The 18,528-nt window shown below is 52.5% G+C and carries 16 protein-coding genes; 10 read left to right on the plus strand and 6 right to left on the minus strand.

Annotated elements, in window-relative coordinates; translation table 11 throughout:
* Positions 1 to 644 (plus strand): alpha/beta fold hydrolase (locus JMI88_RS32430; protein ID WP_201366180.1); only part of this gene is annotated, 644 nt, incomplete at its 5' end.
* A 252-nt stretch (positions 645 to 896) separates the two neighbouring features.
* On the opposite strand, the gene JMI88_RS32435 is transcribed toward JMI88_RS32430, so the two are convergent.
* On the minus strand, positions 897 to 1,385 hold the full coding sequence (locus JMI88_RS32435; protein WP_201366181.1) for a GNAT family N-acetyltransferase: 489 nt from the start codon (positions 1,383 to 1,385) through the stop codon (positions 897 to 899).
* Between the two features lie 281 nt (positions 1,386 to 1,666).
* A complete protein-coding gene (locus tag JMI88_RS32440; protein ID WP_201366182.1) occupies positions 1,667 to 2,641 on the minus strand; it encodes an RNA-guided endonuclease InsQ/TnpB family protein in 975 nt (324 codons plus the stop codon).
* 228 nt (positions 2,642 to 2,869) lie between these two features.
* Between JMI88_RS32440 and tnpA the strand changes: the two genes are divergently transcribed.
* The 6 genes from tnpA (at position 2,870) to JMI88_RS32470 (ending at position 9,486) form a co-directional block, all read left to right on the plus strand.
* Entirely contained in the window at positions 2,870 to 3,280 is a 411-nt protein-coding gene (gene tnpA, locus JMI88_RS32445; RefSeq protein ID WP_201366183.1) for an IS200/IS605 family transposase, read from the plus strand.
* Between the two features lie 121 nt (positions 3,281 to 3,401).
* A complete protein-coding gene (locus JMI88_RS32450) occupies positions 3,402 to 3,956 on the plus strand; it encodes a hypothetical protein (protein WP_201366184.1) in 555 nt (184 codons plus the stop codon).
* Positions 3,957 to 4,531: 575 nt separating this feature from the next.
* The gene (locus JMI88_RS32455) at positions 4,532 to 5,869 is read left to right on the plus strand and encodes an ABC transporter substrate-binding protein (protein ID WP_201366185.1); all 1,338 of its coding nucleotides are present in this window, start codon (positions 4,532 to 4,534) and stop codon (positions 5,867 to 5,869) included.
* Positions 5,870 to 5,973: 104 nt separating this feature from the next.
* Positions 5,974 to 6,912: a carbohydrate ABC transporter permease gene (locus JMI88_RS32460; RefSeq protein ID WP_201366186.1), complete on the plus strand. Its 939-nt coding sequence runs from the start codon at positions 5,974 to 5,976 to the stop codon at positions 6,910 to 6,912.
* A 2-nt stretch (positions 6,913 to 6,914) separates the two neighbouring features.
* On the plus strand, positions 6,915 to 7,838 hold the full coding sequence (locus JMI88_RS32465) for a carbohydrate ABC transporter permease (RefSeq protein WP_201366187.1): 924 nt from the start codon (positions 6,915 to 6,917) through the stop codon (positions 7,836 to 7,838).
* 280 nt (positions 7,839 to 8,118) lie between these two features.
* Positions 8,119 to 9,486: an acyltransferase family protein gene (locus JMI88_RS32470; RefSeq protein WP_201366188.1), complete on the plus strand. Its 1,368-nt coding sequence runs from the start codon at positions 8,119 to 8,121 to the stop codon at positions 9,484 to 9,486.
* A 276-nt stretch (positions 9,487 to 9,762) separates the two neighbouring features.
* On the opposite strand, the gene JMI88_RS32475 is transcribed toward JMI88_RS32470, so the two are convergent.
* Positions 9,763 to 10,728: a MerR family transcriptional regulator gene (locus JMI88_RS32475; RefSeq protein ID WP_201366189.1), complete on the minus strand. Its 966-nt coding sequence runs from the start codon at positions 10,726 to 10,728 to the stop codon at positions 9,763 to 9,765.
* Between the two features lie 99 nt (positions 10,729 to 10,827).
* On the opposite strand from JMI88_RS32475, the gene JMI88_RS32480 reads away from it, so the two are divergent.
* Positions 10,828 to 11,832 carry an alpha/beta hydrolase family protein gene (locus JMI88_RS32480; RefSeq protein WP_201366190.1) on the plus strand — a complete coding sequence of 335 codons (1,005 nt, stop codon included), beginning with the start codon at positions 10,828 to 10,830 and terminating at the stop codon, positions 11,830 to 11,832.
* Positions 11,833 to 11,853: 21 nt separating this feature from the next.
* Here the strand turns inward: JMI88_RS32480 and JMI88_RS32485 are convergent, their stop codons facing one another.
* A complete protein-coding gene (locus tag JMI88_RS32485) occupies positions 11,854 to 12,411 on the minus strand; it encodes a DUF2087 domain-containing protein (RefSeq protein ID WP_201366191.1) in 558 nt (185 codons plus the stop codon).
* 442 nt (positions 12,412 to 12,853) lie between these two features.
* Here JMI88_RS32485 and JMI88_RS32490 point away from each other — a divergent pair, with 442 nt between their 5' ends.
* Both JMI88_RS32490 and JMI88_RS32495 read left to right on the plus strand, forming a co-directional pair.
* Complete coding sequence (locus JMI88_RS32490; RefSeq protein WP_201366192.1) at positions 12,854 to 13,207, plus strand: hypothetical protein; 354 nt, start codon at positions 12,854 to 12,856, stop codon at positions 13,205 to 13,207.
* A 78-nt stretch (positions 13,208 to 13,285) separates the two neighbouring features.
* Positions 13,286 to 14,311: a phosphotransferase family protein gene (locus JMI88_RS32495; protein WP_201366193.1), complete on the plus strand. Its 1,026-nt coding sequence runs from the start codon at positions 13,286 to 13,288 to the stop codon at positions 14,309 to 14,311.
* A 154-nt stretch (positions 14,312 to 14,465) separates the two neighbouring features.
* Here JMI88_RS32495 and JMI88_RS32500 read toward each other — a convergent pair whose 3' ends face one another.
* Positions 14,466 to 16,385 carry a serine/threonine protein kinase gene (locus tag JMI88_RS32500; protein WP_201366194.1) on the minus strand — a complete coding sequence of 640 codons (1,920 nt, stop codon included), beginning with the start codon at positions 16,383 to 16,385 and terminating at the stop codon, positions 14,466 to 14,468.
* Between the two features lie 704 nt (positions 16,386 to 17,089).
* Positions 17,090 to 17,947 carry a class I SAM-dependent methyltransferase gene (locus JMI88_RS32505; RefSeq protein ID WP_201366195.1) on the minus strand — a complete coding sequence of 286 codons (858 nt, stop codon included), beginning with the start codon at positions 17,945 to 17,947 and terminating at the stop codon, positions 17,090 to 17,092.
* Positions 17,948 to 18,528 lie beyond the last annotated feature (581 nt).

Here is an 18,528-nt window from a genome sequence, read left to right on the forward strand (position 1 = left end):
GGTCGAGCCAGCCCTCTTCGGGGAACGACATGGACGGCTATGCCGACGACCTGGCAGCTGTGATCGAGGCGCTCGATCTCAAGGACGCTACGCTTGTGGGCCACTCCACCGGCGGCGGTGAAGTCACCCGCTACATCGGGCGCCACGGGACGAAGCGGGTCGCCAAAGCGGTCCTCATCTCCGCGGTGGCGCCGATCATGCTGAAGTCCGCGGCCAATCCGGAGGGACTGCCGATAGAGGTGTTTGACAACCTGCGCAGCAACCTCTTCAAGGACCGCTCGCAATTCTACAAGGACCTGGCTCTCATGTTCTATGGTGCCAACAGGCCAGGGGCGAAGGTCTCGCAGGGAATCCTGGATCAGTTCTGGCTCTGGAGCATGCAGGCCGGTCTCAAGAACGCCTATGAAAGCATCAAGGCCTTCTCTGAGACCGATCTCACCGAGGACCTCAAGAAGTTCGATGTTCCAACCCTGGTCATGCATGGTGAGGACGACCAGATCGTTCCCGTCAAGGACTCGGCAAAGAAATCGGCCAGGCTCATCAAGGGCGCGAAGGAAATCTACTATCCGGGCGCACCGCATGGGCTCACGGCCACGCTTCAGGATCAGGTCAACGCCGACCTGCTGGCCTTCCTGAGATCCTAGACCTGGTAGCACGGCGAAGCGTCGGTCAGCCATGAGGATCCGGTGATCCCATATGGAGACGATAATGCCAGCTTGACTCAGATCTGGGTTCTCCGACTGATGTGGTGGTAAGTTCATCTTCAAATTGAGGAAGAGCTAGATCTCAGCACAAAAAAAGGAAAACAGCGAGGCAGACAATCATGTCAGTCACCATAGCGGTTGGAGAACCCAGATTTATATTAAAAGGCCGATTCTGCGGTCTAGAACCTGTATTCAGGCTAACTGCTTTTCATACAGGATTACCTCGAGCATCTGATAGGTATCCTTGTCTACTCGCTGTTGATACTGATCGCGGCCGACTTCACGGAAGCCGTTCTTTTCGTAGAGCTTCTGAGCTGGAATCTGGAGAATGGAGGTATCAAGATGCAGGGTCTGGTAGCCGAGAGCACGGGCCCGGTTTTCCAGTTCAGTCAGAATGAGCTGACCGTAGCCGCGCCCCTGATAATCAGGATGGATGCGCATGCGTTTGAGCTCGGCGCGTTCCGGACCAGTGCGCTTCAAAGCGCCCATCGCCACCAACCGGCCATCGCATTCACCAATCAAAAATTCTCCCTGATTCTTGAGATACACATCCTCAATAGCATACACATCATCGTCCCAGGGACCACGGCCCAGATAGGCTCCGGTCTGCTGAAGAACAGACACATGCAGACGTTCGACAGCTTCCTGATCAACAGAGGTGTAGCGGCGTAACATAAACATGAAGCTTTTTCCTTTTCCCAACGCCAGGCGGGCGAAAGTCCTTTTCAGCAAACTTGCTTGCCACTATAACATGGCACGCCCTCTCGGACAAGCACTCGCTTCCACCCAAAAAACTTCTCCTATCTTGCTGATTTATGTGCGATCGATGCGGCATAAGTGACACTCCTGTCCCCTAAAGGGTGACAGGCTTCTCAGCATCGTCCGGGCGGTAGCCTGCCCCCGAAGGGACCACGTCTACAACGTGTGGGTGAGGCTCGGACTCACTGAGACAACAGATCTCGTTATAAGACCAGGGGCATGTCTGCCCTCCTACTACTTTTCCTACTTTTGGCAGGACGTAGATACGTAAACGAACGAGGAAAGTTTACTTGTTCATCAAAGGTGATTTTATGCATATTGATCGAACCAACCAGGTCGCGGTGTCCAGAGAACCCGCACGCTTTGCAGATCCATTGCCTGTTTCTCGGCTTATGTTTATGCCCACATTCCGGACACTGGCTGCTTGTTCCTCGTTCGGAGCCAGTGAAGCACTCAATGTGAGCCTGTTTTGCTTTGTGGGTCAGGTAGCCGATATCTTTGCCGTATTCCCACAAGCTCATACGCTGGTTGTGGTGGCGTCCATTGCTCTTCTTGCGCACCCCATGAGGGTTGCCAATGAAGAGGGTCCCGACGTTGTGTTCGATACAAAAATCGATCACTTTATGGGTGGCTTGATGCCGCTGGTCACGAATGCGGCGCTCGGCTCGTCGAGATTGCTTGTTTTTGGCCCGTTGCAACTTCTTCCAACGACGGGAGCGTTTGGTGCATCGAGCTTGTTTCTTGCTGATCGTGCGCAAGGCCTTGGTGCGTCCTCGTTTGAGTGAGCGTATCCCCCGTCCAGTGACGATGATCGCCTCACTGGTGTTGGTTGTGACCGTCGCAAGGTGGATCTCGCCAAGATCGACCGTGGCGTGGACCTTTCCCGGAGCTTCTTCAGCTTGCGGGACCTCGACACTGACATGCAATTCATAGCCATTGTTCCACACCAGTGTCACCGACCGACTGTGTTCAGGCAGTTCGACTGGCAGCACCAGCGAAGCGCGTCCACGTCCCATTGGTAACACGACGCGCTTGCCTTCTTTGGTCACGGCTTGCGCAGGCCAGGAGACGGGGTAGAATCGCTTTTCTTTGTAGGGATAGCGCATCCGCATTTCCGGATGCGACTGGCGAAGTTGCCGGGTGGTCTCCACATTGGCAAGAAAAGCATGCGTGACCATTTGAACGACTGGCTATGCAGCCCAAAGCGTCCTTTAGTGGCTTTCTGCAAGGCATCACGCCCGGGCCACTTCGTATGCTGCATGCGTGCTTGCAGGTGGAGGGCAACACACGCATTCCAGACCAACGCCGCTTCTTGTTGTGCACAACGCAATCGCTGGTAGTGCTTTACCGGCAGATGATTCAGTTGGTATATTTTTACGGTGTTCATGTGGTAGAGTATATCATATATGGCAAGTGGCTTACAAGTGGGTAAAACGAGGTATACCCACTACTCAATCGCATATCACCTCGTATGGATTCCCAAGTATCGGCGGCGTATTCTCACCGGAGAGGTACAAGTGGAGACGAAACGGTTGATTGCTGAGTGGTGCGAAAAGCAGGGGTTGACCCTGCTGGCGATGGAAACTGACATCGACCATATTCATGTCTTTGTGAGTGCGCCACCCCGATGTAGCCCGGCGCTGATTGCCAATCTGCTCAAAGGGTACTCGTCACGTTTCTTACGTGAGCGGTTCCCTCATCTCAAAAAAGGGTGTGGAAAGGACCACTTGTGGACGAGCAGTTACTACGTGGGAACGGCGGGTAGCGTTTCAGCCGAGACGATCACCCGTTACATCACAGAGTGTCAAGGCAAGTAAAGAAAGGGTATGCGGGTCGCTTTCATCCCTCCCCCTGAAACGGGGAGGGACTTCCCGCTCCCATGTTAAAATAGGAAGGTGGCATCTATGTTGAGTCTACTCTGAAAAGGAAGATGCAACTATGAATACATCCAATCTCACCAGGAAACGCTCGGCCAGGAGGAGAAGCTGGTTGGTCGGCATTCGGCTTGTGCTGATGCTAGCGGTACTGGTCGCTATCGCCAGGAGCAACCGGGAACGTCTGCTAAACAGGTTACGTACATTCAACAAGCACTATATGAATCCTCGCGTCTTGAAAATCGCGGGCCGCCACAATAGTCCCTATGCGGCATTACAACATGTAGGACGTCGCTCCGAGAGTATATACACGACGCCGGTGTTAGCTGATTTCGTGCCACGATTGGGTGGCTTTGTCATTCCACTTCCCTATGGCGAGAATACCGATTGGTGCCGCAACGTCATGGCCTCCGGACACTTCACGCTCACAAGGGATCAGGTGGTATACACGCTTATCGAGCCAACCCTCATTGACGCAGCCGATGTGCTTCCTGAGCTGCCTGCACCGATGCAGGGGATGTGGCGCTCCCTGGGACTCAAGAAATTTTTGAAGGTACGAATCGAGCATATCGCTAAAGTGGAAAAACCTGTGGAGCGCGTATCCGCCAATGGGTGGTGAGCAGGCAAGCGGCACGCGAGCCTCTCCCCTTCCGCTTCGCCTCTCCTTTTGCGCAAGTTGCCATGGTTGTTATCAACCATGGCCTTGTCTGGATTCAGCTTTTCTTCAGCATATCCTTCCTTGCTGTCTCATCTTGAGCAAAAAAACTCGTGCCATCCCCTATACAATCACAAAAAATAACATTTGTTAACTATATATTAACTCATCGGTTCATTAAAAGATCGATATTGACTTCTTTCTATCAACATAGTATAGTTTCTATTAACATAATACAGTTTTCATATACTGTATTTTATGTTCAATGACAACGATGGCAACGTATTAAATCATCTACGGTGTCCATTACTGGTGGAGGTCTATATGACGACAATCCATGACAGGTTGTCGTTTCTTTACAACTGACTCAGCACTATCTCGGCGAATCACACTCTTGTCATGAGGACGATACGTTTTCTGTCACAGAGACACCCCCTTCAGTAAAAGCCCCTTGATCTTTATACGTACCATGACTGTCATTTAGATGCGTTGACTGTCATTTAGATTGTCCATACGCTTGAGGGAGAAAGGAGATCACCATGCCAGATCGCTTTGCATTCTCAAAGGCGAAAGTTATACCTCTAGTGTTGCTGGCCGCCTTGTTGCTCGGAATACTGGCCGCGTGTGACAGCGGCCCGGGTTCAGGGTCAGTCTCTGCTGATGGTGGCTCGTCGGGAAGTCAGGTCACCCTGACATTCTGGAACTGGGTTACCGGCGTCGATAAGGCAGCGGCCGAGTTCACTAAGCTCCATCCAAATATACACGTAAATGTGATCAACGTAGGTGGAGGCCCAAACGAATACAACAAGCTCTACACGGCGATCAAAGCCAATAACGAACCTGACATGGCACAGATTGAGTACCAGATCCTACCGACCTTCGAAACAACCGGTTCCCTGATCGATCTTTCCAAATATGGCGCCAACACGATCAAAGACCAGTTTGTGCCCTGGACCTGGAACCAGGTATCGCTGGGCAATTCGGTCTACGCCATCCCACAGGATACCGGCCCCCTGGTCCTGTACTATCGGGCGGACCTCTTCCAGAAATATAATCTGCCCATACCTACCACATGGGCTCAGTTTGCCGATGACGCCGCCAAACTGCATGCCGCTGATCCCAATGCATACATTACCGATTTCCCCGCCAGGGATGCGGGATGGTTCAACGGGCTTGTGTGGCAGGCTGGCGGGCAGATGTTCAGCATCGATGGACAGTCCTGGAAAGTGAACATCAATAATCCCCAGGCCCAGCAAGTGGCATCTTACTGGCAGGATCTGCTCAACAAGAAACTTATCAAGACCGAGCCGGACTTCGCTGATGCCTGGTACCATGACCTGAACTCCGGCACCCTGGCGACCTGGATTTCTGCCGCCTGGGGCGCGGGTACCATCAAGCCCAATGCTCCGCAGACGACCGGCAAATGGCGCGTAGCCCCTCTTCCACAATGGGAGGCGGGCCAGCACACCAACGGAAACTGGGGTGGGTCTACGACCGCTGTGTTCAATAGCACCAAACATCCTAAAGAGGCGGCTGAGTTCGCCATGTGGCTCAATACCAATAAGCAGGCCGTCGGAGAGATGATCAAGGGGAACGCCATTTACCCCGCCAGCGAGGCAAATTTAGACTCGTCCCTCGTGAACGGCCCTCAGCCTTTCTTTGGCAATCAGAACGTCGGCGCCATATTTAAAGATGGCTCGGAACATGTGAATGCCAATTACCAGTGGGGACCTACCATTAACCAGGTATACAACGACTTTGGTGACAATTTTGCCGGTGCTGCCAGCGATCAGGGTACCCTGACAAATGGGCTGAATTCCGTTCAGCAGAGCACACTCATGTTTATGCGAAACCAGGGCTTTAATGTCAAGAACTGAATAGGGAACGATGCTGTCTGGCAGGCAGGCAACTGGTGCGCCTTCAGTGCTGCCTGCTACTAAAGGATGCAAAGGCGCGGCAAGCCAAGATAGGAGAACAAGCAATGGCGCTCGCAGCAAACTCCCGTGTGTCCGCTCGTGGACGCGCACATTCAACTACCTGGAAGCGGGTACGGACACCCTACCTGTTTTTATTTCCCTTTGGGGTGCTTTTCATCCTGTTTTTTCTCGCCCCCATCGTCTATGCCATTGTCCAGAGTACCTTCCATTTCCAGCGTCAGGGGCTGGGCCTGAGCGGGCCGACCGCTGCCTTCAGTGGCCTGAACAACTATGCGGCGGTGCTCAGTGACACGAAATTCTATGCCAGCATCGCTCGCATGTTGCTTTATGGTGTTGTACAGGTCCCGCTGATGTTGATTTTAGCTCTTGTGCTGGCCCTGCTGCTGGATTCAACCGTGGTGCGCTTCAAGGCCTTCTTCCGCCTGGCCTTCTTCGTGCCCTATGCTGTTCCGGGCATCATCGCCGCCCTGCTGTGGGGATACCTCTATGACCCGGCCCTCTCCCCCATTGTCAAGGGATTGCAGACGCTGCATTTGCCGGCACCGGATTTTCTGGGCTATAACACTGTGCTCTGGTCAATTGCGAATATCGCTATCTGGGCCTGGACAGGTTACAATATGCTGATTATCTTTGCGGCCCTGCAGGCCATCCCCGCAGACATTTATGAATCGGCCCGCATGGATGGCTGTTCGGGGTTGCGCATTGCCTGGTTCATCAAAATACCCCTGGTAGCACCGGCCCTGGTTCTGACGGGCGTTTTCTCGATCATCGGGACCCTGCAGCTCTTTGCTGAACCACAGGTACTCTCGTCAATCTCGAACAACATTGCAACGTCCTTCACACCGGTGCTGTATGCCTACAACACCGCTTTTGCTTACAATAACTACTACTACGCGGCCGCGCTATCAGTCGTGCTGGCCCTGGTAACCTTCGTCTTCTCTTTCGGTTTCTTACGCGTGACGCGACGACAGGCAGGAGTGTAAACATGAGTCAACAAACCGCTTCGGCTCCAGTATCAATCAGCCAGGAAACGGCAACCACGCAGGTCAGCAGCCCGAGGTCTCGCCAGTTTTCCGGCAGCAACGTGGGGGCAATGACGTTCCTGATCATTTGCACGCTGTACTTCCTGATCCCTTTCTTCTGGCTGATCGTTTCGGCAACCAAGAACACGGGAGATCTGTTCAACACCTTTGGCCTCTGGTTCGCTTCCAGTTTTAACCTGTGGAGTAACTTGCATCAACTGCTCACCTATAGCGATGGCCTCTATGTACACTGGATGCTCAATACGTTGCTCTACGCAGGCGTGGGCTCGGTAGTGGGCACGTTTCTGGCCGCCATGGCTGGCTACGCCCTGGCAAAGTATGATTTCCATGGACGCGACCTCATCTTCGCGATGATTCTGGGAGCTATCCTGATTCCAGCAACAGCCCTGGCGCTACCATTGTATCTGATGATGAGCGGGGTGGGCCTGACCAACACAATCTGGTCGGTGCTCTTACCCAGCCTCGTCAGTCCCTTCGGAGTCTATCTCTCGCGCATCTATGCGTCGTCTTCCGTGCCCAATGAACTCCTGGAGTCGGCCCGCATCGACGGAGCCGGCGAGTTTCACACCTTCTTAACAGTAGCGATGCGGCTCATGATCCCCGCGCTGGTGACGATCCTGCTTTTCCAATTCGTGGCGATCTGGAACAACTACTTCCTCCCGTTGATCATGTTGAGCAACCAGAATCTCTTCCCGATCTCGGTCGGCCTGGAGACCTGGAATATCACTACGGGTGGAGCAAATAACTTTCTCTATCCCCTGATCGTGACCGGGGCCCTGGTCTCCTCGATCCCGCTGCTGATCGGCTGTATCCTCCTGCAGCGCTTCTGGCGCGGCGGCCTGGGAGCTGGCAGCGTCAAGGGGTAAGCCTATCAATCGTCATCTGTTGCTGGTTGCGGCGTGTTTGCTATGCCGCAACCAGCTCCTGTCCCTCCCCTCCTGGACGCACCCATCGTTCAGGAGGTTCTTTCTTTTTCTCGACTCTGAGTTTTGGTTGGAACCGTCGAAAATAGGAACACATCGACACCATCAACTCACTAACCTGATCATTCCCCCTGGGAGCGACCTTCAACGGTTGCCGGAAGCATGCCTGCCTGTTGTTGTGTATAATGGAGGTTCAATACCATTCACAAGGAGGCAGGCAGCATTGAGCACTTTACGGAGGGGCGTGTTTGAGGAGCAGAAGCATGACCAGCAGAAAGGCACGATTACGGCGCTAGATGGGGTGAGAGGCTGCGCCATTCTATTTGTGTTGATCTTCCATATTAATCGTACGAATGGCGATAATCTGTGGGACTGGCATACTAATCCGCTGGCGTCCTCGATCGCGACGGCCGGTGGGACTGGTGTCACGCTGTTTTTTGTACTTTCGGGCTTCTTGCTTTTTTTGCCCTATGCGAAGGCGCTCCTGACGCGCGGCCGCTGGCCACTGGCCAGAACATTTTACCTGCGGCGCGCACTGCGCATCCTACCCGGCTACTATATCTCGCTCTTCCTGCTGATTGCGTTGAGCGCACCACAATACTGGCAGCCCGCCCACCGGACTGACCTGCTGCTGTTCCTGACCCTGTTCATGGATTCGTCCAGGTCTACGTTCCGCGCCCTCAATGGTCCTTACTGGACCCTGGCCGTTGAATGGCAATTCTATCTACTCTTGCCGTTGCTGACACTGGGAATCTCGCTGCTGGTCAGGCGCGTACGGCTCGGGCATCGACTGCGCGGGGTCGCACTCAGTCTGTGCGCCATCATAGTGGGGGGACTGATTGTACGCTTTGTGGGCTCATATTTCTGGGGCAATCCGACGGCAACATTTCTCCTGCCGCGTCCCATCATTGATGTCATACTCTTCTTTACGTATGGACAAACCGGCAAGTATATCGAGGATTTTGCGGTGGGAATGCTGTGCTCGCTCCTGTATGTCTACGCGCAGAATGGACCCGCGGAACGACCATCTGTGCAAAAGCTGCGCCGCTTGAGTCCCTGGCTGTGGGGGGCGGGTATAGTAATACTGCTCTTCTCGGCCATCTGGCATTTTCAATCAGATCCCCGAACCCCGGCCTGGCCATTCCTCAATCCTGTGATGCCCTACTTTAACTGGCTGAGCGAAATGCTGCTCTCCTTTGGCTATGGCATGTGTATTCTCGCCATCCTGTTTGGCGCACAGGCCTTGCAGCGTCCATTTACCTGGCGACCGCTGCGCTGGCTGGGCCTGATCTCATACAGCCTCTATATCTGGCATCTGCCGCTGATCGTGTTTTTCCAGACACACGTACAGCAGCCGCTTTTTCCCCATCTGAACCACTACCTCGTGTACCTCCTCTACTGGGTATGGGCGTTCGTAGGCATTATACCTTTCTGCATACTCTACTATACGTTGATAGAGAAACCCGGCATGAAACTGGGAGATCGCTGGCGCAGATCGATCGAGTTACGCCAGCGCGCCCGCGAACAGGCGCAACAGCCTATAATCTCCTCTGAACAGGAGTCTGTTGGGGACCGCGCCCGTACTCCTTGAAATGCAAATAGATGAGGGGAAACATGACATCGTCTCTTGAACATATTCGCGCGTGAGCAAAAAAATCGGGGGCAAGCCCCGATTTCTCTCTCGAAGCCCGAAACCGCCTCCCCCATAGGTTCGGGCCTTGCACCCGATTTCTCTCTCGAAGCCCGAAACCGCCTCCCCCATAGGTTCGGGCCTTGCACCCGATTTCTCTCTTGACAAGCGATACCGTCTCCTCATGGAGAGGATATGCTTGAAAGGCGTCAGCACCCCTTTCAAGCAGGCGCATTGCTACGCCTGTTGAGCAATAAGTAAACGTAAACCTGCGGCCAGCAGATCCAAACCTTCCTGGTAGGAAGGAGGAGCTTCACGGCCGCTGAGCGCCGCCATGAGCGTCCAGAAACGCTGCATGAGATCATTCCTGGAGGCGGAAAACTTAGCAGAAAGATCCTGTACAAAGGCCGGTGTGATGGCCTGCTGCGTTGATGCAGCGACGAATCTGATCCAGTCCCATAGCAACGCTTGCACCTCCTTGCTCTCGAGAGGTTCTCCTCGTAATGCAGCTGACTGCGCCTGCTGGATCAACTTGAGAGCCTGCTGATTATATTCATCAATATCTATCTGCCTGCTTGCCTGGTGGAGTGCGGGCGAGTTGAAACGGAGAGCTTCCTCGCTGAAGGCCGGATCGTTGAGGATGCGGACAACCTCGGTCCAGGCGGCGATCTGCTGCGTCGTGAGGCTCTCTGGCGATTGCCAGGTGAAGTGGTCGAGGAGCTGACGACGCCATTCATCTGGCAGGTTGGCCTGTTCCACTAGCGCATGCAGCTTCGCGGTCACAAAGTGGCTACGGTCGGCCACATTCTCACTCAACGCCAGTCCCAGTTCATAAAGGGTATGGATTGATTGCTCTGGCTGCTGGCTGCCCTCTTTCGCCTGCTGTAGCACCTCCTGGACCCGTTGCAGCCGATTGATGTGCTGCGCGACCGCCTCCAGCTGCCAGTCGATGGCTGTATCCACAGAGAGGTTACCTCCGATGATAGCGCGGATCTCTTCCAGGCTGAACTCGAGCTGGCGCAGCACGCGAATCAATTGGAGTTGCCAGATCGCTGCGGTTGAATAGAGGCGAAAGCGCGCCTCTGTTCTGTCGGTGGCAGGTAAGAGGCCGATATCGGTATAATAGCGGATCGTCTTGATGGGAACGCCCGTCAGTTTGGCGACGGCGCCAATGGTATATAACTTCTCTTGCGGCTCGCTCATATTCTCCTCACACAGGCTTGATTCTCCAGTTACTGGAGAGTGTACACTCTCCTCTAGTTCTTAGTCAAAAGACAGCGTGTGAAAAGGAGCGGTCAACAGATGGAACAATCCTATAAAGAAGAACGCTTTATGTTTGAAGCAGAGGGATATCGGCTTCCGGCGGTACTGTCCCTGCCGCAGGGGCAGGTGGTGAAGTGGAGTATCCTGCTTCTTCCCGGCTCCATGGCCAACGACGTAGATGGCAACTATCCAGGCATACCGATGCGGCCCCATATGTACGCGGACCTGGCGCGGCAGTTGGCGGGGCACGGACATGCGGTGCTGCGCTACGCCAAATATGGTGAAGGGACAGGGGCAGAGATTGTGGACGAGCAGCAAGTCAAGGCGCATCGTTTCTTTGCGCGGCAAAGATATATCGCCGAGGCAGCGGTCGGCAAACTGCGCGCGATGGTACCACAGGCGAAGGGACTGGCTCTCGCAGGACATAGCGAGGGTAGCGTGCATGCTATGCTGATCGAGCAGCAGTCCGCGAGCGGCATAGATGCCCTCATCAGCCTCTCTGGACCAGCACTGCGCTATATGGATCTCTTCATTTATAAAGCGCAGGCAATGGCAAAGGAACAGGGCGAGATCATTGACTTTGGGGCGTTCAAAGTCAATGCTAGAAACTATATCCGCGCCTTCGAGCTGATGCGTGCCGGAGAGCCATTCACAGAGGAAATCAAAGCTGATCCAACTATGGAGTTCTTTGTGAAGAGCTGGGACCCCGCCAACCCGCTGGCGCAAGATGGACAGCAGTACATGCGCGACTATGACGCGATCGATCCCTGCAGCGAGATCGCCAGGGTAACCAGCCCGGTGCTCATCGTGCAGGGAGGCATGGATGAATCGGGGGTGCATGCCGACAATGGCGAGCGGCTCTACCAGGCACGGCATACGATATATCCCGAGACAACGCAACTGGCCTTCTTCCCTGATCTCCAACACTTCTACAAACGTGTCCAGCCCGGCGTCTCCTGGCAAGAAACGCAGGCCATGAGTGAGGAAACAGATAGTCGCGTAAGCGAAGCGATAAGCACCTGGCTGGATGGGTTAAATGACTGAACAAACCGCTGGCGGGATACGCTATACCCGCCAGTACGTTCCGTTCTCACGTTGCATCAACTTCTCACCAATCAGCTCGCGACGTATCGAGGAGGCATCCTCGTGGTGACGCTGGATGATCTCATTAACCTGCTTTTCCGTGTAGCGCGTCCCCTCCTCAAATTGGGTCGCGAACCATCTCAACACCACCGAACGCTTCTTACGACTGGCAGGGATCTCCTTGAGTCGGGAACCTTCAAAGAAATCCTTCAATACCTTGCGTTCCCAGGCATCACCCGCCACATCGTCAACCAGCGAAGCCATTCTCTCGGACGAGAGGAGCCCCTTGCTCATCGTTTGCAGCGCCTCGGAGTCAAGCCAGTACAGATGCGTATTACCATCAGGTCGCATCCCCACCAGACCCGTCTCCTTCAATCTGGCCAGATGATGCGAGACGGTTGGAGCCCTCAACTGCAGTTGCGCGGCCAGCTCCTCAACACTCTGCTCTCGATTGGCAAGCAACCCCAGAAGCTTGAGACGCGTCTCATCCGCCAGCACCTTAAAAAATTGCAGCAATATTTGAAAATCTTCCGCCGACATATTTTGCTCCTCCTCTAACTTTTATGTATATCTACGTAGACTTCAATCTACATAGATATACGTCAAAACAGATCAGATGTCAAGCGGTGAAAAGAGGTGGGGTGCCATTCAAATTTTTGCCCAAAAGGAAATGCGACCGTAGCTTGCCGGGCTAGCCCCGGCTTGGAGCCCGCGCAGCGTGGCGACCCCGTTCCCGCCCGGTTCGGCTTCTCGTGCCAGCACCCCTCGGCCCCTGTGATACCCCGTAGCCGATCGCGCGTTCCTTGTCTCCAAAACAAATAAGCAACCTGTGAGCAGCGAACACCATTCTTATTGGAAACTCAAAGAATGGATGCGTTTATATTTTAATATATTGTGGTGAGAATGCGGCAAAAACATTAATCTCTTTATGCCAATAAAAATGAAAAAATTGTATCGATCAGGGAAGGGGAAGGCAGCTTTTATGATAAAAAATAAATGTACAACATTACTTATTCATGGTAGTATAGGCCTGATTGTGCTGATAGGGTTAATTTGTGGCTTTCTCGCATTCGACGCGTCACAGCATACAGCCAGGGCGGCAACGCTTTCAATACAATCCAGCCACCATGCCCACAATAGCGATGGCAAGAGTCCCAGTAGAAGGAGAAGTACAAGCCGCTATCATTACAGCACCACTCACTATTATCATAGCAGCGGCACGAGCGGGTCGCTAGACTCTGGAACCACGATAGTCATCATCATTGTGGGCATCATTATACTCGCCTTCTGGGCCATTTTTAAGTGGCTGCGACAAGGTGATTATAATGATGAATAACATACAATAATCACTTGATAGAGACCATAATGCGAGTATCTCATCATCTGGTAGTACATAATAATAAAGGAAAAGGGAATGCATGGAATGCAAGGAAACTCCAGGTATACGCTTTCGGATCAGCAGGCTGAGGCCCTGATGGGGCTGCTCGATCTGCATGGTCCACTGCAGATCACCCAGGTGCGAGAACAGAATCATACCTATCGTATTACCTGCCAGCAGCAAACCTTCTACCTCAAGCTCCACACCAAAGATTGGTACCCGCCGGATGAGGGGCAAACGGGCTATTCGGTAAGACACGAAGTAAGCGCCTGGAACATCCTCGCGCGGCATGATCTGGCCACACCCGAGATAGTACTGGCGGGATTCGATCACAACAATCCACTGGGACATGCCTATATCTTGACTCGTGAAGTTCCCGGAATATTGATGAACGAGTTGCTCGGGGAAGCCTCCCGGCAAGAGATTGCGCAGATACTATACACAGTTGGAAACTATCTGCGCCGCATGCATGAGATTACATTTGCCTATCCGGGCTATCTGCTGCTTGAAGATGGTCCCACAGCACCTCCGGATGAGCAAGGCTGGCAGCACTTCACCTGGACACTACAAGCGCGCCGCCAGGTTATCCACCAATGGATTCAGCAGCACCAGGACGAACTGACACCATCCTTGCTCTCTCAACTTGATGGGTTAATACAACAGCTACCGGAACTTCTTGCCCCGGCCTATACGCCGCCCCGCTTCACGCAGGGAGACTTCAAGATCGACCAGATCATCATAGCACAGCAAGATGGATCATGGGCAGTTGCAGCCTCCCTGGATATGGAGGTCGCCTCCGCCGGCGACTGCATCTCCGATCTGGTAAGCTTATGCGTCAGCCTGGCTCAAGTGCTGTCCCCCACCCTGCGCTGGTGGGAGCCACTCTTCGCAGGCTATGGCCAGGAACCCGATTTCGCCGCCTTCCGGCTGCGCCTCCTGGGCGGCTGGTATCCCTACCAGCCACATATCTGGCCAGGAATCGGAGAAAACGGCTTCGCCCACCTGCTGCAGGCCCAGGACTGGCAGACGCTCTTCTCACACTCCCATCTTCCCAGTGACTAATCCTACGGATGCATCGCCCCGGCCGGTCTGGATGTCAACTTTTAAGGCGCTTGAAGAACAGCCGGATAATCTCTGAAGGTCGCGCGATGGCCAGGTCCACGTGCGTGGAGACCAGCTCCCATCCCTGGTCTCCTACCTGCTTCAGCTAACCTTCCTATAATTGCCAGACTTTTGCGTTACGATAGGCGACATCACCCGCTGTGGTATTAACACTGGCGAGAAGAGCGAACCAGCCTTCCTCATCCGAATTTGTATCAATGACGCTTGTGAGTTGCTGCTGGTTCGCGTACATCGAGATTGTACTCCCGTTTGCGACGACAGCAATGGTATTCAATTGGTTTAGCCCGCTATGAATCGCGGAAGAAAATGTTGTAGATACTGCGGTTTTGGCATCAAGGGAATGAGTATCCACCCAATAGTTTAAACTGTAATATCCGCCCTGACAAACCTCAAACATATACTCACGGTTGAAATTGCTGAATGAACCCCTAAAGAGAATTCCACCACAATTGCCCTCAAGGATATTCATCTGCACTTCAAAAGCGAAGTTTCTAGCCCTCAATAATGTTGAAGACCCACGACTATATTTAGCCTGGCACGCGGAGAAGGTTTTATGAGACGGCGTTAGGGTGACATGAAATGTACCGTCTTTAAACATACAAGCACCACCAAAAGAGGTATCATAATACTCACGCCAATTATTAGGGTTATCGAGTGGATCAGAGACGATAGCCGTTCCCGTTCCTGGTAGATAGGAAGGATAAGGATTTGCGGCTACGAACGTGGCAGTTGCATTTGCTTGATATCGCGCGTATGCAGTGGCAGTCGCCTGGTGAGAATATTGCGCGTATGCAGTGGCAGAGTTTGCATCGGCAGTCGCCTGTGCGTTAACCGTATTGACATGAATTTGATAACTTCCAAGTCCCACAATGCTCGTAAGGATAAGGACAATGACGAGAGCAACGATGAGCATCCTTCGCTGCCCGCCTTTCTGGGGTGTCTCTGTTTTTTTGGGGGAAACAGGCGATATATCCGGCTCCTTCTCTACGGGTTCGGGGGCGGCCACCGTTGGAGGCAGATCAGTTGCCTGTGAGGCTTTGTCGGGAAGGACCGTCTCCTGCTGTTGAGGCAGTATCGTTGGCTCCAGGGACGGCGAAGACGGCGAAACAGGCGGGGTCGGAACGCCGGTACTGCTGTGTGAGGACGGATCATGCACTGCCTGCTGGAAGGCTTGCGCAAACTCAAGAATCGAAGGAAAGCGCTCCTCCGGCTGTTTCGCGAGAGCACGCAAGACAACGTCAGCAAGAGCGACAGGAATATCTGGCCTGAGTGCGCTCGGCGGTTTTGGCTGCGCGGTAAAATGCTGTCGCATGACTTGCATTGTGCTCCCCTGGAAGGGCAAGTAGCCTGTCAGGAGCTGATACGCCATCACGGCGAGCGCATACTGATCAGTTGCGGGCACCGGCTGACCATCCCACTGTTCTGGTGACATATATGCCGGTGTGCCGCGTACGGTTTGACTCGCCGTTGCAGTGGCGGTGGTCAGTTTAGAGACGCCAAAGTCCGCGAGCAGCAAGTCAGGGCGATTGGGGTGATCTCTCCTGACACGAATAAGAAAGTTGGAAGGCTTGATATCCTGGTGAATCAATTGTTGGTTGTGTGCCTCCTGTAGAGCATCGGCAGCCTGGTACACAATGAAGGCAACGTCCTCTAATGAGAGCAGATCACTCCCCTCTCGCTTTGCTAACCAATCAGCCAGCGATCCTTCGGGGCGAAAAGGCATGACCATATAGCTCATCAGCACACCGTTGATCGTTTCCTCGCCAAAGTCATAGAGAGATAACACGTGTGGATGGTCAAGCCTGGATATTGCCTTCATCTCACGCTGGAAGAGTCGCGCAGCCTCATGAGCCGCGCTGCTGTTTGGATAAGGAGAAACTTCGTTGCGCACGATCTTGATTGCCACGTGCCGAGCGATACGTATATCTTCTGCCAGATAGACCTCCCCCATACCACCGCTTCCAATCTGACGCAAAAGCTTATAATGTCCAAATTGCATGTTTTCGAACGGCATACATCCCCCCAGAAAAAATAGTGGGCGTACGGAATAGGAGTGCTTCAATACGAAACTGATAGGGACCAGGAACAGGTGCTGGCCCCGAGTACGTGAACCGGTAGGGCTTGAGGGGATCGAGAGCCGATTGCGCAATCTGGCGAAAGTTTTTGAGCTCCAAATGAAAGGCGCGCCTCATCCGCTCGCGGGTGGTTCATGACTGAGCATGACTCCCTCCTCTGTATGCTTTCACAGCCAGTGGACAACTGGGCCTCTCCCTCAAAAAGGGGGGAAACGAGCAAAACTGAGCATTTTCTAAGTGTAATACTACCCGATTCGACAAAAATATTCAAGAGATGGATGAGTACAAAAACACATGAGCATCCAAGGAATGCTCATGCATCCTCTATTACATCAAAATGTTGGCACACTATATTGGATCGATCAGACTAAACTCTTGCGTAGCGCCCAGACGGCTTGTATAATGCCAGCACGAACTGGCGCTGTTTCCGTGATAGGGTTGAGCTCAGAGCGTCCTTGGGCCTGGAGAACGCAGGCGTCCCCACACTCTTTTTATGGTTGGTGCAGCAGGTGCACATTCGCGCACCTGCTGCACCAACCATAAAAAACCTTTTGAGCGCCAAAGGCGCGTAGTGTCAGGGGCCGAAGGCGCGAAACGTCCGGCTTTCAGACACATTCTAAGCATCGAGGATATGAACAGGAAATTATCTATGCAAAACGAGCGACGAGACTGTTTTTCTAATTGTGCCAACTGTTAAAAATAATCCTTTGCTTAGCTGCGATGATTCGTAAGATAGTGGTGTGGGTGGAACGTCGAAATCAAGCAGATATGGCTCATTTTGCTTCGTTAATTCTATAACAGCTATAGCACGTGCTCCACTCAACATGTCATCATAACGTACTTCTGCAAGTTCTTCAGGCATCGCCTCAACCCAGATTTGACGTGGATTATTCCAGACAGGTTCGCTCGTTATGCGCCTGAGCAATCCAATGGAAATAGCCTCTTGAGGAATGCGATAACTGGTAGTAAGGAGCTGTAAATAGTCAGAACTAAACTGAATGTACCATCCTCCGTCGATAAGTTTGCCGAATGGAACAGTAATCAGTGCCCGTCCCCCCACTTCTAACAGATCATAGACCTTGGCAATGGCTTTAAGAGGCGCCTCCCGATCAGAGATCTGCTTCTGTTCTCCAAAGACACCACTAGGATCACAATGTTGTCCAACGTGTTCGACTGTTGAGACGCTAACGATAGCATGATATTTTTTTTGCGGATCTAAATGCATGATATCAAGGTTCTCAACGGCTAAATCAACCTCAAATTTGTCAATGATGAGTCGGGAGTGCAGACCGTATGCATCACTTAACATATTTTCATAATATTGGAGCGTATTGCCAATCTCCAAAATGTTTGCCTGCATTGAGCTCCTCTTAAGGAACTCAAATGCAAGTGGAATTTCCACCGCGCGTTCAGCCCGATTATTAAAAGGAATACGATTGTAGAAATATGGCCGACCCTGGAATGTAAACTTCCTACGCCAGGCTGCAGGTTTTCTTATCATGAAAAATATCCTTTACACACTAAATTTGAGAGCCATAGCTTCTTTCAATGTAGATCTCTCAAAAAGGTATAATCATATTTTTGCATCCGTAATCGTCAAAAAAGAGCAACGGAAAATAGGGGGGTAAATAAAAAAGAAGTTTACCCTCTATACTTTTCGCTGGTTTTGCTCTATTTATGCATGACTAGAAAAGATCTGATATTGAATGTAACATATTGTTCACTGCTCCGGCAAGCCTTCCCTTTAGACGTGGGGGCCCTGGCGACATGTATTGAGTGTCATCTAAGATGGAAGATGCGATTAATCAGCACCATTGTGATGGCTATAACACCCAGTACAATCAGTTTGCTGGTTAATACAAAATGATATGTATTGGCATCAATACCAGTCCATATCCCCCCTCATGTATAATTTGTTTCACCTTCCCTATAACACAAAAAAGCAGTGGAAGGTTTCACAAAAGTATTTTTTTGTCGAGGCACTGATAGTGGATTTGCGCAGGAAAGGCTGGATGAATGTAAAAGAAGACGCATGTGTATTTGTCGGATTGCTCATGCGTCTTCTTTTGTATCAATGATGTT

It is taken from the genome of Dictyobacter formicarum (assembly GCF_016587435.1).

Excerpts from the sequence above, each read along its gene's own strand:
- JMI88_RS32475 (WP_201366189.1), bottom strand. The coding sequence starts at position 10,728 with ATGAGCGAGCCGCAAGAGAAGTTATATACCATTGGCGCCGTCGCCAAA.
- JMI88_RS32455 (WP_201366185.1), top strand. The coding sequence starts at position 4,532 with ATGCCAGATCGCTTTGCATTCTCAAAGGCGAAAGTTATACCTCTAGTG.
- JMI88_RS32450 (WP_201366184.1), top strand. The coding sequence starts at position 3,402 with ATGAATACATCCAATCTCACCAGGAAACGCTCGGCCAGGAGGAGAAGC.
- JMI88_RS32465 (WP_201366187.1), top strand. The coding sequence starts at position 6,915 with ATGAGTCAACAAACCGCTTCGGCTCCAGTATCAATCAGCCAGGAAACG.
- JMI88_RS32480 (WP_201366190.1), top strand. The coding sequence starts at position 10,828 with ATGGAACAATCCTATAAAGAAGAACGCTTTATGTTTGAAGCAGAGGGA.
- JMI88_RS32460 (WP_201366186.1), top strand. The coding sequence starts at position 5,974 with ATGGCGCTCGCAGCAAACTCCCGTGTGTCCGCTCGTGGACGCGCACAT.
- JMI88_RS32490 (WP_201366192.1), top strand. The coding sequence starts at position 12,854 with ATGATAAAAAATAAATGTACAACATTACTTATTCATGGTAGTATAGGC.
- JMI88_RS32435 (WP_201366181.1), bottom strand. The coding sequence starts at position 1,385 with ATGTTTATGTTACGCCGCTACACCTCTGTTGATCAGGAAGCTGTCGAA.
- JMI88_RS32500 (WP_201366194.1), bottom strand. The coding sequence starts at position 16,385 with ATGCCGTTCGAAAACATGCAATTTGGACATTATAAGCTTTTGCGTCAG.
- tnpA (WP_201366183.1), top strand. The coding sequence starts at position 2,870 with ATGGCAAGTGGCTTACAAGTGGGTAAAACGAGGTATACCCACTACTCA.
- JMI88_RS32505 (WP_201366195.1), bottom strand. The coding sequence starts at position 17,947 with ATGATAAGAAAACCTGCAGCCTGGCGTAGGAAGTTTACATTCCAGGGT.
- JMI88_RS32495 (WP_201366193.1), top strand. The coding sequence starts at position 13,286 with ATGCATGGAATGCAAGGAAACTCCAGGTATACGCTTTCGGATCAGCAG.
- JMI88_RS32485 (WP_201366191.1), bottom strand. The coding sequence starts at position 12,411 with ATGTCGGCGGAAGATTTTCAAATATTGCTGCAATTTTTTAAGGTGCTG.
- JMI88_RS32440 (WP_201366182.1), bottom strand. The coding sequence starts at position 2,641 with ATGGTCACGCATGCTTTTCTTGCCAATGTGGAGACCACCCGGCAACTT.